This window comes from Arthrobacter cupressi (assembly GCF_900099975.1).
GTDB lineage: Bacteria > Actinomycetota > Actinomycetes > Actinomycetales > Micrococcaceae > Arthrobacter > Arthrobacter cupressi.
The window spans coordinates 191,096-207,334 of record NZ_FNEI01000002.1 but is presented as its reverse complement, the minus strand read 5'-3'; the positions used below and the strand labels follow the sequence as shown (position 1 = coordinate 207,334).

Annotated in this window: 15 protein-coding genes and 1 tRNA gene; 6 read left to right on the top strand and 10 right to left on the bottom strand. The window is 67.3% G+C overall.

Annotated features, from left to right (window positions below):
- The first annotated feature begins 1 nt into the window (after window position 1).
- The 4 genes from BLP88_RS03335 (at window position 2) to BLP88_RS03320 (ending at window position 5,002) form a co-directional block, all read left to right on the top strand.
- The gene (locus BLP88_RS03335) at window positions 2-949 is read left to right on the top strand and encodes a metallophosphoesterase (protein ID WP_074586894.1); all 948 of its coding nucleotides are present in this window, start codon (window positions 2-4) and stop codon (window positions 947-949) included.
- Window positions 950-1,168: 219 nt separating this feature from the next.
- Complete coding sequence (locus tag BLP88_RS03330) at window positions 1,169-2,998, top strand: ABC transporter ATP-binding protein (RefSeq protein ID WP_074586892.1); 1,830 nt, start codon at window positions 1,169-1,171, stop codon at window positions 2,996-2,998.
- On the top strand, window positions 2,995-4,824 hold the full coding sequence (locus tag BLP88_RS03325) for an ABC transporter ATP-binding protein (RefSeq protein WP_074586890.1): 1,830 nt from the start codon (window positions 2,995-2,997) through the stop codon (window positions 4,822-4,824). The genes BLP88_RS03330 and BLP88_RS03325 overlap by 4 nt, the downstream gene beginning before the upstream one ends.
- 101 nt (window positions 4,825-4,925) lie before the next feature.
- Window positions 4,926-5,002, top strand: a tRNA-Pro gene (locus tag BLP88_RS03320).
- A 199-nt stretch (window positions 5,003-5,201) separates the two neighbouring features.
- On the opposite strand, the gene BLP88_RS03315 is transcribed toward BLP88_RS03320, so the two are convergent.
- Window positions 5,202-5,453 carry a hypothetical protein gene (locus BLP88_RS03315; RefSeq protein WP_074586889.1) on the bottom strand — a complete coding sequence of 84 codons (252 nt, stop codon included), beginning with the start codon at window positions 5,451-5,453 and terminating at the stop codon, window positions 5,202-5,204.
- A 140-nt stretch (window positions 5,454-5,593) separates the two neighbouring features.
- On the opposite strand from BLP88_RS03315, the gene BLP88_RS03310 reads away from it, so the two are divergent.
- A complete protein-coding gene (locus BLP88_RS03310; protein WP_074586887.1) occupies window positions 5,594-6,871 on the top strand; it encodes a helix-turn-helix domain-containing protein in 1,278 nt (425 codons plus the stop codon).
- Window positions 6,872-6,931: 60 nt separating this feature from the next.
- Here the strand turns inward: BLP88_RS03310 and BLP88_RS03305 are convergent, their stop codons facing one another.
- The 3 genes from BLP88_RS03305 to BLP88_RS03295 are packed head-to-tail and all read right to left on the bottom strand — an operon-like array spanning window position 6,932 to window position 10,655.
- On the bottom strand, window positions 6,932-7,867 hold the full coding sequence (locus BLP88_RS03305) for a phosphoribosylaminoimidazolesuccinocarboxamide synthase (RefSeq protein WP_074586885.1): 936 nt from the start codon (window positions 7,865-7,867) through the stop codon (window positions 6,932-6,934).
- Between the two features lie 2 nt (window positions 7,868-7,869).
- On the bottom strand, window positions 7,870-9,177 hold the full coding sequence (purD, locus tag BLP88_RS03300; protein ID WP_074586883.1) for a phosphoribosylamine--glycine ligase: 1,308 nt from the start codon (window positions 9,175-9,177) through the stop codon (window positions 7,870-7,872).
- 35 nt (window positions 9,178-9,212) lie between these two features.
- Window positions 9,213-10,655 carry a sugar porter family MFS transporter gene (locus BLP88_RS03295; RefSeq protein WP_074586881.1) on the bottom strand — a complete coding sequence of 481 codons (1,443 nt, stop codon included), beginning with the start codon at window positions 10,653-10,655 and terminating at the stop codon, window positions 9,213-9,215.
- A gap of 101 nt (window positions 10,656-10,756) precedes the next feature.
- Here BLP88_RS03295 and BLP88_RS03290 point away from each other — a divergent pair, with 101 nt between their 5' ends.
- A complete protein-coding gene (locus BLP88_RS03290) occupies window positions 10,757-11,470 on the top strand; it encodes a GntR family transcriptional regulator (RefSeq protein ID WP_245679751.1) in 714 nt (237 codons plus the stop codon).
- Between the two features lie 124 nt (window positions 11,471-11,594).
- Here BLP88_RS03290 and BLP88_RS03285 read toward each other — a convergent pair whose 3' ends face one another.
- From BLP88_RS03285 to BLP88_RS03260, 6 genes are read right to left on the bottom strand one after another with little or no spacing between them, the layout of a single operon-like run.
- Window positions 11,595-12,119, bottom strand: a complete 525-nt coding sequence (locus tag BLP88_RS03285) for a flavin reductase family protein (RefSeq protein WP_074586879.1) — start codon at window positions 12,117-12,119, stop codon at window positions 11,595-11,597.
- 1 nt (window position 12,120) lies between these two features.
- The gene (locus BLP88_RS03280; protein ID WP_074586877.1) at window positions 12,121-12,477 is read right to left on the bottom strand and encodes a cupin domain-containing protein; all 357 of its coding nucleotides are present in this window, start codon (window positions 12,475-12,477) and stop codon (window positions 12,121-12,123) included.
- A 2-nt stretch (window positions 12,478-12,479) separates the two neighbouring features.
- Window positions 12,480-13,946, bottom strand: a complete 1,467-nt coding sequence (locus tag BLP88_RS03275; RefSeq protein ID WP_074586876.1) for a 4-hydroxyphenylacetate 3-hydroxylase family protein — start codon at window positions 13,944-13,946, stop codon at window positions 12,480-12,482.
- Complete coding sequence (locus BLP88_RS03270) at window positions 13,943-14,626, bottom strand: DUF2848 family protein (protein ID WP_074586874.1); 684 nt, start codon at window positions 14,624-14,626, stop codon at window positions 13,943-13,945. Before BLP88_RS03270 ends, BLP88_RS03275 begins: the two co-directional genes overlap by 4 nt.
- A gap of 43 nt (window positions 14,627-14,669) precedes the next feature.
- Window positions 14,670-15,488: a carbon-nitrogen family hydrolase gene (locus tag BLP88_RS03265; RefSeq protein ID WP_074586872.1), complete on the bottom strand. Its 819-nt coding sequence runs from the start codon at window positions 15,486-15,488 to the stop codon at window positions 14,670-14,672.
- A gap of 39 nt (window positions 15,489-15,527) precedes the next feature.
- Window positions 15,528-16,184, bottom strand: coding sequence for a GntR family transcriptional regulator (locus BLP88_RS03260; protein WP_074586870.1), 657 nt, complete (start codon window positions 16,182-16,184; stop codon window positions 15,528-15,530).
- Window positions 16,185-16,239: the final 55 nt, after the last annotated feature.

The following is a 16,239-nucleotide window of genomic DNA, read 5'->3' as shown; positions in this document are numbered from 1 at the left end:
GATGACCGCTAATGGGCATCTGGCAGGCCGCGTCCGTGATTTCGGGCGCGGCCTCGCCGTCACCACCGCCGCCGGCGCCACGCTGGGCGCGGCTGCCGCCGCCTATGGCTGGTGGGAGAAGGACCAGTTCACGGTGCGCGAGGAGACCCTTGCGATTCTTCCGCCAGGTTCCGCGCCGATGCGGGTGCTGCACCTGAGCGACATCCACTTCGTCCCCGGTCAGGACAAGAAAGCGGCCTGGCTCCATTCCCTCGCGGAGCTGAAGCCGGACCTCGTGGTCAACACCGGCGACAACCTCAGCCACCCCAAGGCCGTCGATCCGCTCCTTGAGGCGCTCCGCCCCCTGTTGGGGCTGCCCGGCGTGTTCGTCCCGGGGTCCAACGACTACTACGCGCCCACCCTGAAGAACCCGCTCAGTTACTTCCTGGGCCCCAGCCGGCTGCGCAAGGAACCGATCAAGCTGGACTGGCCGCGGCTGCGTTCCGGCTTCGGAATGTCCGGTTGGATCGACCTCACCAACCGGCACCAGTCCGTTCCGCTGAACGGTATCCGCCTGGATTTCTCCGGCGTCGACGATCCGCACCTCAAGCGCGAACGCTACGCCGGCTGGCCCCGCGGCACCGCCGGGCAGGACAAGCGCCCGCACCTGCGCGTCGCCGTCATCCATGCTCCCTACCAGCGCGTGCTGGACCACTTCACCGAGGCGGAGGCAGACCTGATCCTGGCCGGCCACACCCACGGCGGACAGGTCTGCGTCCCCGGATACGGCGCATTGGTCGCCAATTGCGACCTGCCCACCTGGCGCGCCAGGGGCCTGAACGACTGGGAAAGCAACGGACGCACGACGCCGGTCAACGTCTCCGGCGGGATCGGCACTTCGCGCTATGCGCCGGTCCGTATCGCCTGCCGACCGGAGGCCGTGCTGCTGACGCTAAGCCCGCAGGCCTAGGGCCGCCGGCCCGCACAGAAGAATGCCGTCCCCGGAATACCGGGGACGGCATTCCTGTTTCACCGGATGATCCGTCCACCGCGATTACGGATCGCGATAAGTGGTAAAACATTTCACCACCACCTGCCTTTTTCCTGTGAAGGGAATCACGCATGGCATAGGGTAGTTGCTGAAGGAAACCACCTCCACCGTCTAAGATCCAGCTGTTGAGAAGCGGGCATGTCCAAGCAAACGTCGTTCTTTACTTCCATCAAACGCCTCTACCCCCATGTCAGGCCGATCCTCCCCCGGCTCGTCCTGGGCCTGCTCAGCGCCCTGCTCGCCAGCGTCGTGGCCCTGTCCATCCCGCAAGTCCTGCGGGTCCTCGTCAACGACTTCCTCAAGCCCGGTGGCGCCGGAAGCGCCGTCTGGATTTCCGCCGTCGTGATCCTGGTGCTCGGCATCGCCGAGGCCGGGCTGGTGGCACTGCGCCGCCAGTTCGTCATCAACCCCGCCACCACCGTGGAGACCCGGATGCGGGTCTCCCTCTACGGCCACCTGCAGGACCTCACCGTGGCCTTCCACGACCGCTGGGGCTCGGGCCAGTTGCTGTCGCGGGCCATGAGCGACCTGAACTTCCTGCGCCGCTGGATGGCTTTCGGCGCAATCATGCTGGTGGTCACCACCTTGACCGTGGCGATCGGCGTCGGCGTCATGTTCACGATGAGCTGGCAGCTGGCGCTGATCTTCCTGGCCGCGGCCCTGCCGATCATGGTCTACTCCTTCCGGTTCCGGCGCCGCTTCAGCCTGGTCACCCGGCTCAGCCAGGACCAGGCCGGCGATCTCGCCACCACCGTGGAGGAATCCGTCCATGGCATCCGCGTCCTGAAGGCCTTCGGCCGCAGCCGCGAAGCCCTGGAGAACTTCAACGGCCAGGCCGAGGAACTGCGGCAGACCGAGATCGCCAAGGCCAAGCAGCAGGCCGAGTTCAGCCTGGTGGTGACCCTGCTGCCGGAGCTGGCCCTCGGCGTCGGACTCGTGGCGGGCATCCTGCTGGCATCCACGGGGGAGCTGAGTATCGGCTCCCTGGTGGCGTTCTTTGCCACGGCCGCCGTGGTGGCGGCACCGGTGGAATTCTCCGGGATGCTGCTCGCCATGGCCCTGACGGCCAAGTCCGCCCTGGATCGCCATTTCGAGGTCATGGACACCGCCAACACCATCACCAGCCCGTCCGCGCCGCAGCATCCGCGCGAGCTGCGTGGCGGCTTGCGTTTCGAGCAGGCCTCCTTTGCGTTCGACGACGGCGGCCCCCTCTTGCACGACATCACCCTGGACATCCGTCCGGGCGAGACGATGGCGCTGGTGGGCGTGACGGGCAGCGGCAAGAGCGCCCTGCTCCAGCTGGTGCCCCGCCTCTACGACGTCTCCGGCGGCGCGGAACGAACCGGCGGCGCGGTCCGGATCGACGGTGTGGACGTGCGGGACTTCAGCGTGGAGGAGTTGCGGACCGTGGTGGCCGTGGCCTTCGAAGACACCACCCTGTTTTCCAGTTCGGTGCGGGAGAACGTACTCCTCGGCGCCCCGGAACCCACGGAAGCCGCCCTGGATGAAGCACTGGACGTGGCCCAGGCGCATTTCGCCTACTCCCTGCCGGACGGTGTGGACACCCTGATCGGCGAGGAAGGGCTCAGCCTTTCCGGCGGGCAGCGCCAGCGCATCGCCTTGGCCCGGGCGATTGCCGCCAAGCCGCGGGTCCTGGTGCTGGACGATCCGCTCTCCGCCCTGGATGTCAACACCGAGGAACTGGTCGAAGCCCGGCTCCGGGAAGTGCTCAAGGACACGACCACGCTGATCGTGGCGCACCGGCCCTCCACCGTGGCCCTCGCCGACCGGGTGGCACTGCTGGAGGACGGCAGGATCTCCGACGTCGGAACCCACACCGAGCTGCTGGCACGCAACCAGCACTACCGTTTCGTGATCGCGAGCCTCGACGAATGCCCGAAGGACCTGGACAGCGAACTCGAACGCGAACTGGACGAAATGGAAGAAGCAGGGGAAGCACGGCGATGAGCACCTTCGGCACTTCCAACGAGGACAACGCACACCTCAGCCGCTCCGACAGCAAAGCCGTCCGACGCCGCTCGCTCGCGCTGCTGGGCTCCCTGATCAGGCCCGTGCGCGTCCGCTTCTGGCTCACGCTGGCCATGGTGGTCCTTTCCCAGGCCACCCGTGTGGCGGGCCCGGCCATCATCGCCTTCGGGATCGACCACGCCCTGCCGGCGCTGCAGGCGGGCAGCAATGGACCGCTCGTGCTCGCAGGGGCCCTCTACCTCGCGGCAGCAGTGGCGACCGCGGCCCTCACCGCCCTCTACGTCACCTCCACTGCCCGGCTGAGCCAGGCGATGCTCCTGGACCTCCGCCTTCGGGTGTTCCGCCACACCCAGCGGCTCAGCCTTGAGTTCCACGAAAAGTACACCTCGGGCCGGATCATCGCCCGTCAGACCTCGGACCTCGAGGCCCTGCGCGAACTGCTGGATTCCGGCGTCAGCTCGCTCGCGTCCGGGCTGCTGTTCATGGTGTTCACGGCCATCACCGTCTTCGCCCTCGACTGGCGCAGCGGCCTCATCATGCTGGCAGCGGGCATCCCGATGTTCTTCCTGGCCCGCTGGTACCAGAAGCATTCGCAGATCGCCTTCCGGGAGTCCAGGGTGGTCTCCGCGCGCCTGATCGTGCATTTCGTCGAGACCATGACCGGCATCCGCGCCGTCAAGGCCTTCCGCAAGGAGAAGGAGAACGCACAGCGCTACGGCGAGCTCTCCGAGGACTACCGCAGGGTCACGGTGCGCTCGATCAACCTCAACGGCATCTTCCAGCCCGGCCTGGTGCTGATCGGCAACGTGTGCGTCGCCGTCGTGCTGCTGTTCGGCGGTTTCCGGGTGCTGGGCGGCGATCTCGCCGTCGGCGTGCTCCTGGCCCTGATCCTGTCCACCAAGCGCTTCTTCCAGCCGGTGGACCAGATGGCCATGTTCTACAACTCCTTCCAAAGCGCCCAGGCCGCGCTCGAGAAGGTGTCCGGGTTGCTGGAGGAGGTTCCCACGGTGCGGCCGCCGAAGAATCCCGTGCCGCTCCCCCATGCCCGCGGCGAGATCGCCTTCCGCGACGTGGAGTTCGGCTACGGCGCCGGAACTGTGGTGGTGCCCCGGCTGAACCTACACATTCCGGCCGGCCAGACCGTGGCCCTGGTGGGCCAGACCGGCGCGGGCAAGTCGACGCTGGCCAAGCTGATTGCCCGTTTCTACGATGTCACCTCCGGTTCCCTGACGCTCGACGGCGTGGAGCTGCGGGACCTGGACGGCGCCGAGCTGCGCCGCGCCGTCGTCATGGTCACCCAGGAGGCGTTCCTGTTCAGCGGTTCCGTGGCGGACAACATCGCCCTGGGGCGCCCGGGCGCCTCGCGCGGCGAGATCGAAGCGGCGGCCCGCGCCGTCGGCGCCCATGAGTTCATCGCGGCCCTGCCCGAGGGGTATGACACGGACGTCAACAAGCGCGGCGGGCGCGTGTCCGCCGGGCAGCGCCAACTGATCAGCTTTGCCAGGGCGTTCCTTGCCGCGCCCGCGGTGCTCATCCTCGACGAAGCCACCTCCTCCCTGGACATCCCGTCGGAACGCCTGGTGCAGGCCGGGTTGTCCAGCCTGCTCGCCGGCACCGGGACGGAGGCGCGGTCCGCACGGACAGCGATCATTATCGCCCACCGGCTTTCCACCGTGGAGTCGGCGGACCGGGTGCTCGTCATCCACGACGGGAAAGTCGTGGAAGACGGAACTCCGGCCGAACTGATCAGCAGCGGGGGACGCTTCGCTGCCCTGCACGGGGCCTGGCGGGAGTCACTCGTCTAGCTGTCCGGGGCTGGGACCACCGCGGACCGCCGCGCCGCCCCCCGATTTCGCATCCGGGGCAGGGATCCGGTATCCTTGAACACGTTGCTTTTGCAGCGGATCGGGATGTAGCGCAGCTTGGTAGCGCGCTTCGTTCGGGACGAAGAGGTCGCAGGTTCAAATCCTGTCATCCCGACCAATTACAGCAGGGCCTTCCATTTGGGAGGCCCTGCTGCTTTAAGCAAAACAATTCGCTGTCCGGTTTTCCAACCACCTGCTTTCTATCGGCAGAAACATTCCTTTGACCGGTTTTAGCATTTGCACTCCACCCCACCGAAGGCAAAAAGAAATCACCCCGGCGCCCAGACGCCGGGGTGATTTCTCAAATGATTTGAATATTACATGGGGTCAGGCCAGTTGCCGATGGCCGAAACGCGCATCGGATCAGGCCAGTTCCCGATAGCCTGCGCGCGCATCGGATCAGGCCAGTTGCCGATAGCCTGGGTGCGCATGGGATCGGGCCAGTTTCCGATGCTGAGTACCGTATGGACAGCGTCTGCTACAGGGGCTGCAGAGATGACGGCCGGAGCCGCGGCCGTGAATGCAAGTGCGCCCGCCAAGGCGACAGATGCAGCGATCTTCTTGAACATGGTTTTCCCTCGATGCGAGTCGGATTCGTTATGGAAATTAGTGCGGTCCCTGTTGACACACATTGTAAAATGTTTTCCACAGAGGCTGTCAAGGGTCACCCGGAAAGACGGCGCTAAAGCGGCATATCTAGGAGGACGCGGTGGGCAACGGATTCGGAGAAAAGCTCCGTGCCGAGCGGCTCGAACGAGGTCTGACCCAGGCCGAGCTCGGCAAGGACCTCTATTCTCCCAGTTATATTTCCCTCCTGGAAACCGGCCGCCGCGAACCCACTGCCGAGGTCATTGAAGAACTGGCCCGCCGGCTCGAGCTGGCGCCCAAGGCGCTGGAAGCCTGGAGCCATCCCGTATCCGTCAGCGACGCCGAGTATGTTCTCGCCGGCCTCTACGCCCGGCAAGCCTGGGACCTTAGGGACTACCCCTTGGCCGCCAGCCACGCCGCCGCCGCGGCGCAGATCGCCTTGGAAGCCCGCAACACCAGCGCGTGGTGGAACATGACCTATATGCAGGCCGAATGCGTCATGAAGCAGGGCCAGCTCAAGGAGTGCCAGAAGATCATCCAGCACCTCCTGGAGCACCCCATGGCCACCGAATCCGCGGGCCTCGGGGTTCGTGCCCGTCAGATGCTCGCGGCGGTCTGCCATGGGCAGGGGCAGCTGGCCACCGCCGTCGAACACGCCACCGAGGCCGTCCAGCTCAGCCTGCAGCTCCCCAAAGGCTCCACGCTCATCATCGGCGCCCACCGGGCGCTCATCGGTGCGCTGGCCGAAAGCGGCAAGCTGGACGAGGCCTGGAAGTATTGCGAATCCATGATGGCGCAGATGGACGAGCACTCCATGTCCCAGCTCGCCGGCGAGGTCGCCTGGGTGGTGGGCAACGTGGCGTTCATGCGGCACGACTACGCCGAGGGCATCAAGCACCACGAGCGCGCGGCAAAGCTGCTCTCCCCCGCGAATGACATCGAACTCTGGGCCCGATTCAACAAGGCCTCGGCGGCCGTGCGGCTGTCCTCGGGCATCGTGGAACCCGAAACACTGTCGGCAATCGAACGCGCCGAACTTGCCTTGTCGATCGTGGGCGGCAACAAGACCGACCAACTGGAAGTGGCGTTCATCCGGGCCCGCTGGCTTTACCTCACGGGGGACATCCTGGCTGCCGTCGCCAAGCTCCGGGAAATCCACGCGGACCGCGCCGAGCTGGCCCGGCACACCGCCGGCGAGGTGTCCTTCCTCCTCGGCAAGGCGCTCAAGGCCGCCGGCGAAAACGCGGACGCCCTGGTGTACCTGGAGGAAGCCCAGGCCGACTTCACCGCCGCGGGCGCTGCCGACCGCGTCCAGCAGGCCATGGACTCGCTGCTGGAAATCCGTCTTGCCGAACGGCGCGCCCAGGCAGCCAGCCATACGGCGAACTCCGGCAAGTAAGACTGATACCGCAGAGGGCCCGAAGCCGGCTTCGGGCCCTCTGCCGCAGTTGCGGACGCGTCAGACGAAGGTGCGTCCGGTGAGCTTCTCGTAGGCCTCGACGTAGCGGGCGCGGGTGCGTTCCACGACGTCGGCCGGCAGCGCGGGCGGCGGCGTGTCGGAGGCGCGGTCCCAACCGGATTCGGCGGAAGTCAGCCAGTCGCGGACGTACTGCTTGTCGAAGGACGGCTGCGCCTTGCCCGGCTCGTAGCTGGCGGCATCCCAGAAGCGCGAGGAGTCCGGGGTGAGGACCTCGTCGCCCAGGGTGATGACGCCGCTGGCCGCGTCCACGCCGAACTCCACTTTGGTGTCGGCCAGGATGATGCCGCGGCCGCGGGCGATCTCCTCGGCCTTGGTGTAGATGGCGAGGGTGAGTTCGCGCAGCCGTTCGGCGACGTCCGGACCGACGGCGTCCACCACGGCCTCGAAGGTAATGTTTTCGTCGTGCTCGCCCACCTCGGCCTTGGCGGAGGGCGTGAAGATGGCCTCGTCCAGGCGGGAACCGTCAACCAGGCCTTCCGGCAGTGGGATGCTGCACACGGTGCGGGACTGCTTGTATTCGGCCAGGCCGGAGCCGGTGAGATAGCCGCGGGCGATGCATTCCACCGGGAACATGTCCAGCTTCTTGCAGATCATGGCCCGGCCATCCACGGCTTCGGGAACACCGCCGGCCACGGTGGAGGCCAGCACGTGGTGCTCCACGCCGAGCTGCTCGAACCACCACAGGCTCAGCTGGGTGAGGATGCGCCCCTTGTCCGGGATTTCGCTGGAGAGCACGTGGTCGTAGGCGCTGATGCGGTCGCTGGCCACCACCAGGACGCAGTCCTGGCCCATCTTTTCCCTGATGGATTCGTCGGCCGGGACGTAGAGGTCGCGGACCTTGCCCGAGTAGACGTGGGTCCAGCCCGGAAGGTCGATCGTTTCGGCGGCGAAACCGCCGGCGTTGACTTCGGTCATGATCAGCCCTTCACCGCCGGGATGGTGCCGGTGGTCGGGGACACCCGGATCTCGCCGCGGGCTGCCTTGCCTGCGATGTCCGTGCGGTACTGGCTGCCTTCGAGCTGCACCAGCTCCACGCCGTCGTACGCCCGTTCACGGGCCTCCACGAGGTCACTGCCGAGCGCCACCACGGCGAGCACGCGGCCGCCGGCCGAGACAACCTTGCCTTCCTCGTCCAGCTTGGTGCCGGCGTGGATGACGTGGACGCCTTCGAGGCTTTCGGCCTTCTTCAGTCCGGTGATGCGGTCTCCGGTGCGCGGAGTGTCCGGGTAGTTTTCAGCGGCGACGACGACGGCGACCGCGGAATCCCGCGACCAGCGCAGCTCGTCGACGTTGTCCAGTTCGCCCTTGGCGGCTGCCAGCATCAGCGAACCGAGCGGGGTCTTGAGCCGGGCGAGGACGGCCTGGGTTTCGGGGTCGCCGAAGCGGGCGTTGAATTCGATGACGCGGGTGCCGCGGGAGGTCAGGGCCAGTCCGCAGTACAGCACACCGACGAACGGGGTGCCACGGCGGGCCATCTCATCCACGGTGGGCTGGGCCACGCGGTCGATGACTTCCTGGACCAGGCCTTCGGGGGCCCAGTCCAGCGGGGTGTAGGCGCCCATGCCGCCGGTGTTGGGGCCTTCGTCGTTGTCGAAGATGCGCTTGAAGTCCTGTGCCGGGGACAGCGGCACGGTGGTGCGGCCGTCGCAGAGGACGAAGAGGGAGACCTCGGGGCCGTCCAGGAATTCCTCGATCACCACGGATCCGCCGGCGTCGAAGCAGGCCTGGGCGTGCGCCAGGGCCTCGGCGCGGTCATTGGTGACTACGACGCCCTTGCCGGCGGCCAGGCCGTCGTCCTTGACCACGTGCGGGGCACCGAAGGTGTCCAGGGCGTCTGCGGCTTCCTCGGCATTGGTGGCCACGCGGGCCATCGCGGTGGGCACGCCGGCTTCGGCCATGACCTCCTTGGCGAAAGCCTTGGAAGCCTCGAGCTGGGCTGCGGCCTTGCTGGGGCCAAACACCGGGATGCCGGCTTCGCGCACGGCGTCGGACACGCCGGCGGCAAGCGGAGCCTCGGGGCCGACCACCACCAGGTCCACCGCGAGCTTCAGGGCGAGCTGCGCGACGGCGGCGGGATCGTTGCCGTTGATGGCGTGCGTGGGAACCAGCTTGGCGATGCCGGCGTTGCCCGGAGCCGCGTGGACCTCGGACACGTTGGGATCTTCGAGCAGGGAGCGGACAATGGCGTGTTCGCGGCCGCCGGGGCCAATGACGAGTACCTTCACAGTCTCCAAGGGTACTTTGTGCGCCCTTCCCGGACCTAAGCGGTGTCGCGGCCGGATGCGGGAACCTCGCTGCGAACGGCGGGAACCTCGCGGGGTTCCCAGCGGCCGCCGTTCTCCCAGAAGATCCTGATGTCCTCCAGGTTGCGGCCTTTGGTTTCGGGCGCCAGGCGGCGCACGAAGAAGAACGCGGCCACGGCCAGGGCGCCAAAGACGGCGAAGGTGCCGGCGCCACCGAGGCGCTGGAGCATGGTGAGGAAGAAGGCGGAAACCACTACGTTGGCGATCAGGTCCGAGGTGAGCATGGTGCTCGCGCCGAGGGAGCGCAGGCGGGCGGGGAAGCTTTCGCCGGCGTAGACCCACACCAGGGCGCCGAAGCCGAAGGTGAAGCCTACGGTGAAGAGCAGGACGCCGAGGAAGCCGAGCACGGTGAGCGCGCCGCCGAAGGACTGCCCGACCAGGAAGACGCCGATCAGCAGCGCATTGGCCACCACCATCATGCCGATACCGCCAAGCAGGATCGGCCGCCGGCCCACCTTGTCGACCAGGGCGAGGGAAACGAAAACGGCCACCAGGGACGCGGCCTGGACCAGGGCCGGCAGGAGGAGCAGGGCCTCATTGCCGCTGAAGCCCATGGCTTCGAAGATGCGCGGACTGTAGTACACCACGGCGTTGATGCCGGTGATCTGGATGAAGAAGCCCAGGCCCACCACGAAGATGGTGGCGCGAAGGAACGGTTTGCGGAGCATTTCCTTGGCGGCGCCGGACTTCCGTCCGCCGGATTCCTCGGCGAGGGCGGCGCGCATGCCCTCGATCTCGGCGTCGATGTCGGAGTCAGGTTCGATCGTGGCGAGGGTGCGGCGGGCTTCCTCGAAGCGGCCCTTCATGACGTACCAGCGCGGGGTGTCGGGAAGCTTGAGGAGGATGGCGAGCACGGCCGCCGCGGGCAGGGCGGCCAGGCCCAGCATCCAGCGCCATTCGCCGGTGGAGGACAGCGCCCAGGAGGCGATGTAGCCCAGGATGATGCCGATGACGGTGGCCACCTGGTAGGCGACGAGCATGGCGCCGCGCACCTTGGCCGGCGAACTCTCGGCGACGAAGACCGGGACCACCACCACGGAAATGCCGATGGTCAGGCCGAGGAACAGGCGGGCGATCATGAGGACCGGAATGCCCGGGGCGAACGCGCTCAGCAGGGCGAAGGCTGCGTAGGACGCGGCGACGGCCACCATGGACGCTTTGCGGCCGATGCGGTTGGAGAGCCAGCCGCCCACCAAGGCGCCGAGCACCTCGCCGACGACGACGGCGGTGGTCACCATCTCCTGGTCGCTCGTGGAGAGGTGGAATTCCTTGGTCAGAAAGAGCAGGGCGCCGGCGATGTTGGACAGATCGTAGCCGTAGATCACGCCGACGGCGGCCGCCGTCGCGCCGATCAGGAGGCCAAGCCGCGGTGTGCTGCGCAGGTCGTTCAGGAGAGACATCGGTGTCCTCTGGGTCTGGGAGACAGGGGCTGAATTGGTGTAGACCAACTTGCCCAAGATTGGCATAGACCAATCTCGCCGTCAAGCGCTAGGATCGGACGGTGAGCGAACTGCCGAAGTACTACCTCTACAAAATGCGCATCATCGAGATGATCGCGGACCTGCCCCCGGGCTCCCTCATCCCCACCGAACGCGCCCTCGCGCTGGACTTCGGCACGTCCCGCACCACCATCCGCAAGGCCATCGGCGAGCTCGTCGCGGAGGGCAGGCTCACCCGCACCCAGGGTTCAGGCACCTACACCGGCGGGCCCAAGATCACGCACGTGCGCCAGCTGACCTCCTTCACCGAGGACGCGCAGGCTATCGGCTACACCCCATCCTCGGAAATCCTGGAGATCGAACAGCTCCGGGTGGACGGCAGCCACGCAGTGGAGGCCGGACACATGGGCCTGGCGGCCGGCGATCCCTTCGTGCGGGTACGGCGCGTGCGGCTCGGCAACGGCGAGCCGCTGGGCCTGGAAACCGCCTGCATCCCCGGCGAGCTCCCGGGCTTTGGCGAGCACCTGCGCGAGCGCGGCTCCCTGTACGCGACCCTCCGCGAGGACTTCGGCATCCGGATCACGGAGGTGGAGGACGGCGTCGAGACCTACTTGGCGGGCCCCGAGGAGGCGCGGCTCCTCAAAGTGGAGATGGGCTCGCCGCTCCTGCGGATCGACCGCACGGGATACGACGACGGCGGCAGGGTGGTGGAGTGGACCGTCGGCCGCTTCTGCGGGGACCGCTTCCGTTTCGTGGCGCGCACGCGCGCGGCCTGATCCACCGGCGGCGGGCCGCCGTCGTAATTTAACATGTGCGGGTTAACAGCGAAGGCCGCCGCCCTCCCGGAATCCGGAAGAGCGGCGGCCTTCGGCGTGGCAGGGCCTTGGAACGTCCCGGGCCCTAGAACGTCCAGGGCATGGCGTCGTGGTTGAAGTCGCGGAACGAGCCGAACTTGCCCGCATTGAACGCGAGCCCTTCGCCGTCGCGGTCCCGGCAGGAGACCACCTGGCCGAAGAAGACCTGGTGGTCGCCGATGTCGTACTGGTGGACCACCTTGCACTCGGCCTGCGAGAGCGCCCCGGCCACCACGGACAGCCCGCCCGCGGTGGTGTCGAAGGACCCGGCTTCGAAGCGGGCTCCGCCGCGGGTGGCGAACTGCCGGGCCACGGCTTCCTGCTTGGCACCGAGGATGGAGATGGCGAACCTTCCGCTGGCCAGTACGGCGTCCCCCGTGCGGGTGTTGAAGTTCAGCGAAATCATCAGGATCGGCGGATCCAGGCTGATGGAGGTGAGCGAGTTGATGGTCATGCCGTACTGCTCGCCGTCGTGCTCCGTGGTCACCACGGCCACGCCGGTGAGGAAGCGGCCCATGGTCCGGCGCATGGCCAGGCCGTCGGGCTCGGCGAAGACTGCTGGAGTGACCATGTCAGTTCTTTCCGTCCTGGTAGTAACGCACTTCGAACATCTTGGCTCCGTTCTCGGAGATCCACGGTCCGTGTTCCATGCCCGGCGGGCGGGTGGCCCAGTCGCCGGCCTTGAAGGTCCTGCCCAGGCGCTGGTCCACGAAGGAGCCTTCGAAGATGAAGACCTCTTCCCAGAAATCGTGGGTCAGGGCGCCGTTGGGCGAGGTGTCCGTGCCCGGCTCGAACTTGAGGATCCGCGTGACGGAATCGTTGGAGTCGTCCCGGGCCAGGATGGCCTCAGACAGGCCCTCGATGTGCGGGGTGCACGGGGTGAACTCCACCGAGGAGGTGGGGGTGAATTCGAACTCCGGCTTGGCCATGGCTAGTTGTCCTCCTTGCGGCCGTCCACGTCGTAGCCGGCCAGGAACTCGTCCAGCTCGGCCACGTGCTTTTCGTATCCGTAGTTGCGGTAGGTGTAGGCGCCCTTCACCACGAACGGGGCGCCTGCGTAGAACAGCTCGTACTGCTGGTGGCGGCCGCCGAACTCGGTGCCGATGATGTCCCACGCCAGGCGGAAGAGCTTGATGCGTTCCTCGCTGCTGACGTTCGGTGACGCCACGTACTTCTCGACGTCGGCCGCGGTCACCTCGCTCTTCATGTCCACCACGCCGGAGGGCAGCTGGAGCACGCCGCCGCCGGCCAGGTCGCGCAGGATCTGGATGACGCGCGGGTAGGTCTCGGACTGCAGGCCCATGATGCCGTAGAGGGCGCGCTTGCCCGGGACCAGCATGCCGGAGTCATCGGCTTCGGCGCTGTATTCGGCGGCAAGGAGTGCGGATTCCACGGAGGACACCAGCGCGGCGAGTTCGCCGAGCTTCTCCTGAACGCCGGGGATCTTGTCCGTGCCGTTGACGGCGGCGATCTTGCGGGCGACGGCGGCGATGAACTGCAGCTTGACCGTCAGGCGGGTCTGGGCCTGCCAGTTGCCCAGGGCGTGGGCGCCGGTGTCGAAGAACTGCCGGCGCAGGGTGTCGATGTTCCGGTTGATGAACACGCGCTCCCACGGCACCAGGACGTCGTCGAAGATCACCAGGGCGTCGGATTCGTCGTAGCGGCTGGTGAGCGGGTAGTCGAATTCGCTGGTGGTGCTCGTGGCGTAGGGGCGGCGGCAGAGGAACTTCAGGCCCTTGGTGGCGGCCGGCAGCGCGAAGCTGACGGCGAAGTCCACATCGTCCGGGCCCAGCGGCTTGATGCAGGTGACGAACACTTCGTCGGCGATCGCGCCGCCGGTGGCGAGCATCTGCGAGCCGCGCACGATCAGGCCCTCTTCGGTCTCCCCCACCACGCCCACCTGGATGTTGTCGCCCTCCCAGCCGGACGCCGTCGTCGCGCGTGAATACTGCGGCGGGATGATCGCGTAGGAGACGTACAGGTCTTCCCGCAGGATCCGCTCGTAGTAGCGGGTGAGGTTGCCGGCGTAGTCGCGTTCCTCGCTGGCGAAGACCTCCGGGTGGGCGCCGAAGGCGGCGAAGAAGGTGCCCACGTGGTCGGGGCTGCGGCCCACCCAGCCGTGGGTGTGCTTGGCCCAGCGCTCCACGGCCAGGCGGCGGAGCTTCAGTTCCTCGGCGCTGCGCGGGATGCTGAAGACCCGGTTGGCCGTGCCGTTGATTTCCTCGCTGTGGTACTGCATGCCGTTGGCCGGGTCCGCCGCGATGTCGAAGAGTTCGGCGATGGTGCGGGCCACGTTGCGGAAGGCGGGGTGTTCGGCGACGTTGTCGACTACCGCGCCGTCAATCAATACCGTGCGCCCGTCGTTGAGCGTCTTGATGTACTCGTCTCCGGTCCTCATGACTGCTGTCCTTTCGTGATGATGTACGTGTGGTCGATGGTGTTTCCGTCGGGGAAGGTCAGTTCGATGCGCCATTCGCGCCCGTAGACGAACTCGCCGCCAATCACCGGCAGGGTCCCGCCGAGGCAGACGAAGTCGCCGTCGCCGATGTCGCTGCGCTCCAGCAGCAGTTCGACGACGTTGGCCGGCGTCCGGAGGTTGTCCAGCGTGCCGTCCTGGTAGAGGCGGCCGTCCACCCAGCTCCGGGCGCGGCATTCGTCCAGCGAAAGGCTCTCGAGTTCGGGGATCGCGACGACGGTGCCCGCCACCGGCTTGGGGCAGGCGCGCTTCGAGTCACCGATGTCGATGGTTTCGACGTGCCGGTCCGTGTGGTCCGAGGCGATGCCGAGGTAGTAGCGGCCGCCGTGCCGGATGTAGAGCGGCTCGATCTCGCCGGAGGTCTTCTCCCCCGCGACGTCCAGCGCCGCTGCCGGGCTGACAGTGACGCTCTCCACCGGGTAGAACATGGGGACGGCGGGCGGCGGGGCCACGCCGATCGCGGCGAGTTCGTCGATGTGGTGCTGGACGGCGGCGGCGTCGCGGCCGGTGTATCCGGCGACGACGGCGGCGAAGTCGGTGAGCTCGATCGTCTCACCGGTGCCCGCGACGTCGAACGCCAGCGTTTGGGTGTGGGTCTTCATGGGTGGTCTTTCCTGCTCAGGTGTTCATAGTCAGTGGTCTGATTCAGCGGGCGAGGCCCGAGTAGTCCGCGAGGCGGTCGGCGATGACCGGGAATTCATTGCGGACGGCCTGGACTGCTGAAGGGTCGATGCCCACGCGGAGCACCTCTTCGCCGTCGCCGGCCTCGGCCAGGAGGCGGCCGGCGGGATCCACCACGCGGCTGGCGCCGCCCAGTTCCACGCCTTCCTGGACGCCTGCGGCGTTGCAGGCGAGCACGAAGACCTGGTGTTCGACGGCGCGTGCGGAGGTGAGCAGGCGCCAGTGCTCCCGGCGGGCGGCCGGCCAGGCTGCGGGAACCACCACGATTTCGGCGCCCCGGACGCTCAGTTCGGACCAGAGGCCCGGGAAGCGGAGGTCGTAGCAGGTGGTGCCGGCGATCTGCCCGAAGGGGGTGCCGGCCACGGCCAGGGAGTCGCCGGGGGTGAGTAGTTCGGCTTCGAGGGATTTGTAGCCGAAGACGTGCAGCTTGGAGTACTTGTGGGCCACATCGCCCTGCGGGTCCACGAGGATGGAGGTGTTGCGGAGGACAGGGGGGTTGCCATCTTTCCCGGCGGCGCCTGCGGCACGCTCGACGATGCTGCCGACATGGACGTAAGCTCCCAGCTCCTTGGCGACGGCCGCGCACATCGCTACCGTGACGCCGTCGACCGTTTCGGAAAGCTCCGGGTACTGGTCGAAGTGGAAGTAGCCGGCGCTCCACAGCTCGGGCAGGACGATGAGGTCCGCGCCGCGCTGTTCGCGCAGCAGGGCTTCCGCCCGCTCGATGCGTTGGGCCTGCGTCTCGCTGTCCGGGCTGGACAACTGGACGAGAGCGATGTCCATGGGTTGCTCCTGTTTCTCGGCGCTGCTCCCCTGCGGGGGTCAGCGTTGAATACGTGTGGGTATGGCTTTGAGGACGGTGAGGGTGGAATCCAGGTGGTTCCGGACGGCCGCCGATGCCTGCTGGGAGTCCTTGCTTCGGATCGCCTCGACGATGGCGCGGTGCTCCTCCACCACGTGGTCGCTGCGGCCCTGGCTGTCCTGGACGGCCTTGACGCCCATGCGCTGCTGCTTGAAGCGCTGGGAATCGTAGAGCTCCTCCAGGGCGGGGTTGCCCGCGGCGTGCACAATCTGCTTGTGGAAGCTGATGTCCCACTCGATGAAGGCGACGGGATCGGCGAGGCTTTCCTCCTGGGTGTGCAGGAGCTGCTCGAGTTCCGGGCCGAGGTGGCCGTTGGCGGTGACCTTGCGGACCGCCCAGTCCTCGATGACCTGGCGGACCTCCATCATGCTGTCGATGTCCTGCGGGGTGAGGGCCGGGACGTAGGCGCCCTTGTGCGGGACCCGGCGCAGCAGGCCGGCCGCCTCCAGCCGGAGGAGGGCTTCGCGCACCGGGGTCCGGGAGACCCCGGCGGCTTCGGCGATGGCATTCTCGCTGAGGAAGGCTTCCTGGTCCCAGGGCAGGGAGGAAATCTCCTTGCGCAGCCAAAGGTAGGCGGTCTCCGGTGCCGTGGGGGCCGGCTTCTGGAAGATGCTCACGTGTTCCTCATTTCTGAATGCCTCAACAACTGGTCTGGCCGCTGTCCGTGGCGGC

Coding starts and splice junctions, on each gene's coding strand:
- BLP88_RS03280 (WP_074586877.1), bottom strand. CDS start 12,477: ATGGCCAAGCCGGAGTTCGAATTCACCCCCACCTCCTCGGTGGAGTTC.
- BLP88_RS03305 (WP_074586885.1), bottom strand. CDS start 7,867: ATGACCGAAGTCAACGCCGGCGGTTTCGCCGCCGAAACGATCGACCTT.
- BLP88_RS03265 (WP_074586872.1), bottom strand. CDS start 15,488: ATGGACATCGCTCTCGTCCAGTTGTCCAGCCCGGACAGCGAGACGCAG.
- BLP88_RS03335 (WP_074586894.1), top strand. CDS start 2: ATGACCGCTAATGGGCATCTGGCAGGCCGCGTCCGTGATTTCGGGCGC.
- BLP88_RS03285 (WP_074586879.1), bottom strand. CDS start 12,119: ATGGTCACTCCAGCAGTCTTCGCCGAGCCCGACGGCCTGGCCATGCGC.
- BLP88_RS03295 (WP_074586881.1), bottom strand. CDS start 10,655: ATGTCTCTCCTGAACGACCTGCGCAGCACACCGCGGCTTGGCCTCCTG.
- BLP88_RS03330 (WP_074586892.1), top strand. CDS start 1,169: ATGTCCAAGCAAACGTCGTTCTTTACTTCCATCAAACGCCTCTACCCC.
- BLP88_RS03325 (WP_074586890.1), top strand. CDS start 2,995: ATGAGCACCTTCGGCACTTCCAACGAGGACAACGCACACCTCAGCCGC.
- BLP88_RS03275 (WP_074586876.1), bottom strand. CDS start 13,946: ATGAGGACCGGAGACGAGTACATCAAGACGCTCAACGACGGGCGCACG.
- BLP88_RS03315 (WP_074586889.1), bottom strand. CDS start 5,453: ATGTTCAAGAAGATCGCTGCATCTGTCGCCTTGGCGGGCGCACTTGCA.
- BLP88_RS03270 (WP_074586874.1), bottom strand. CDS start 14,626: ATGAAGACCCACACCCAAACGCTGGCGTTCGACGTCGCGGGCACCGGT.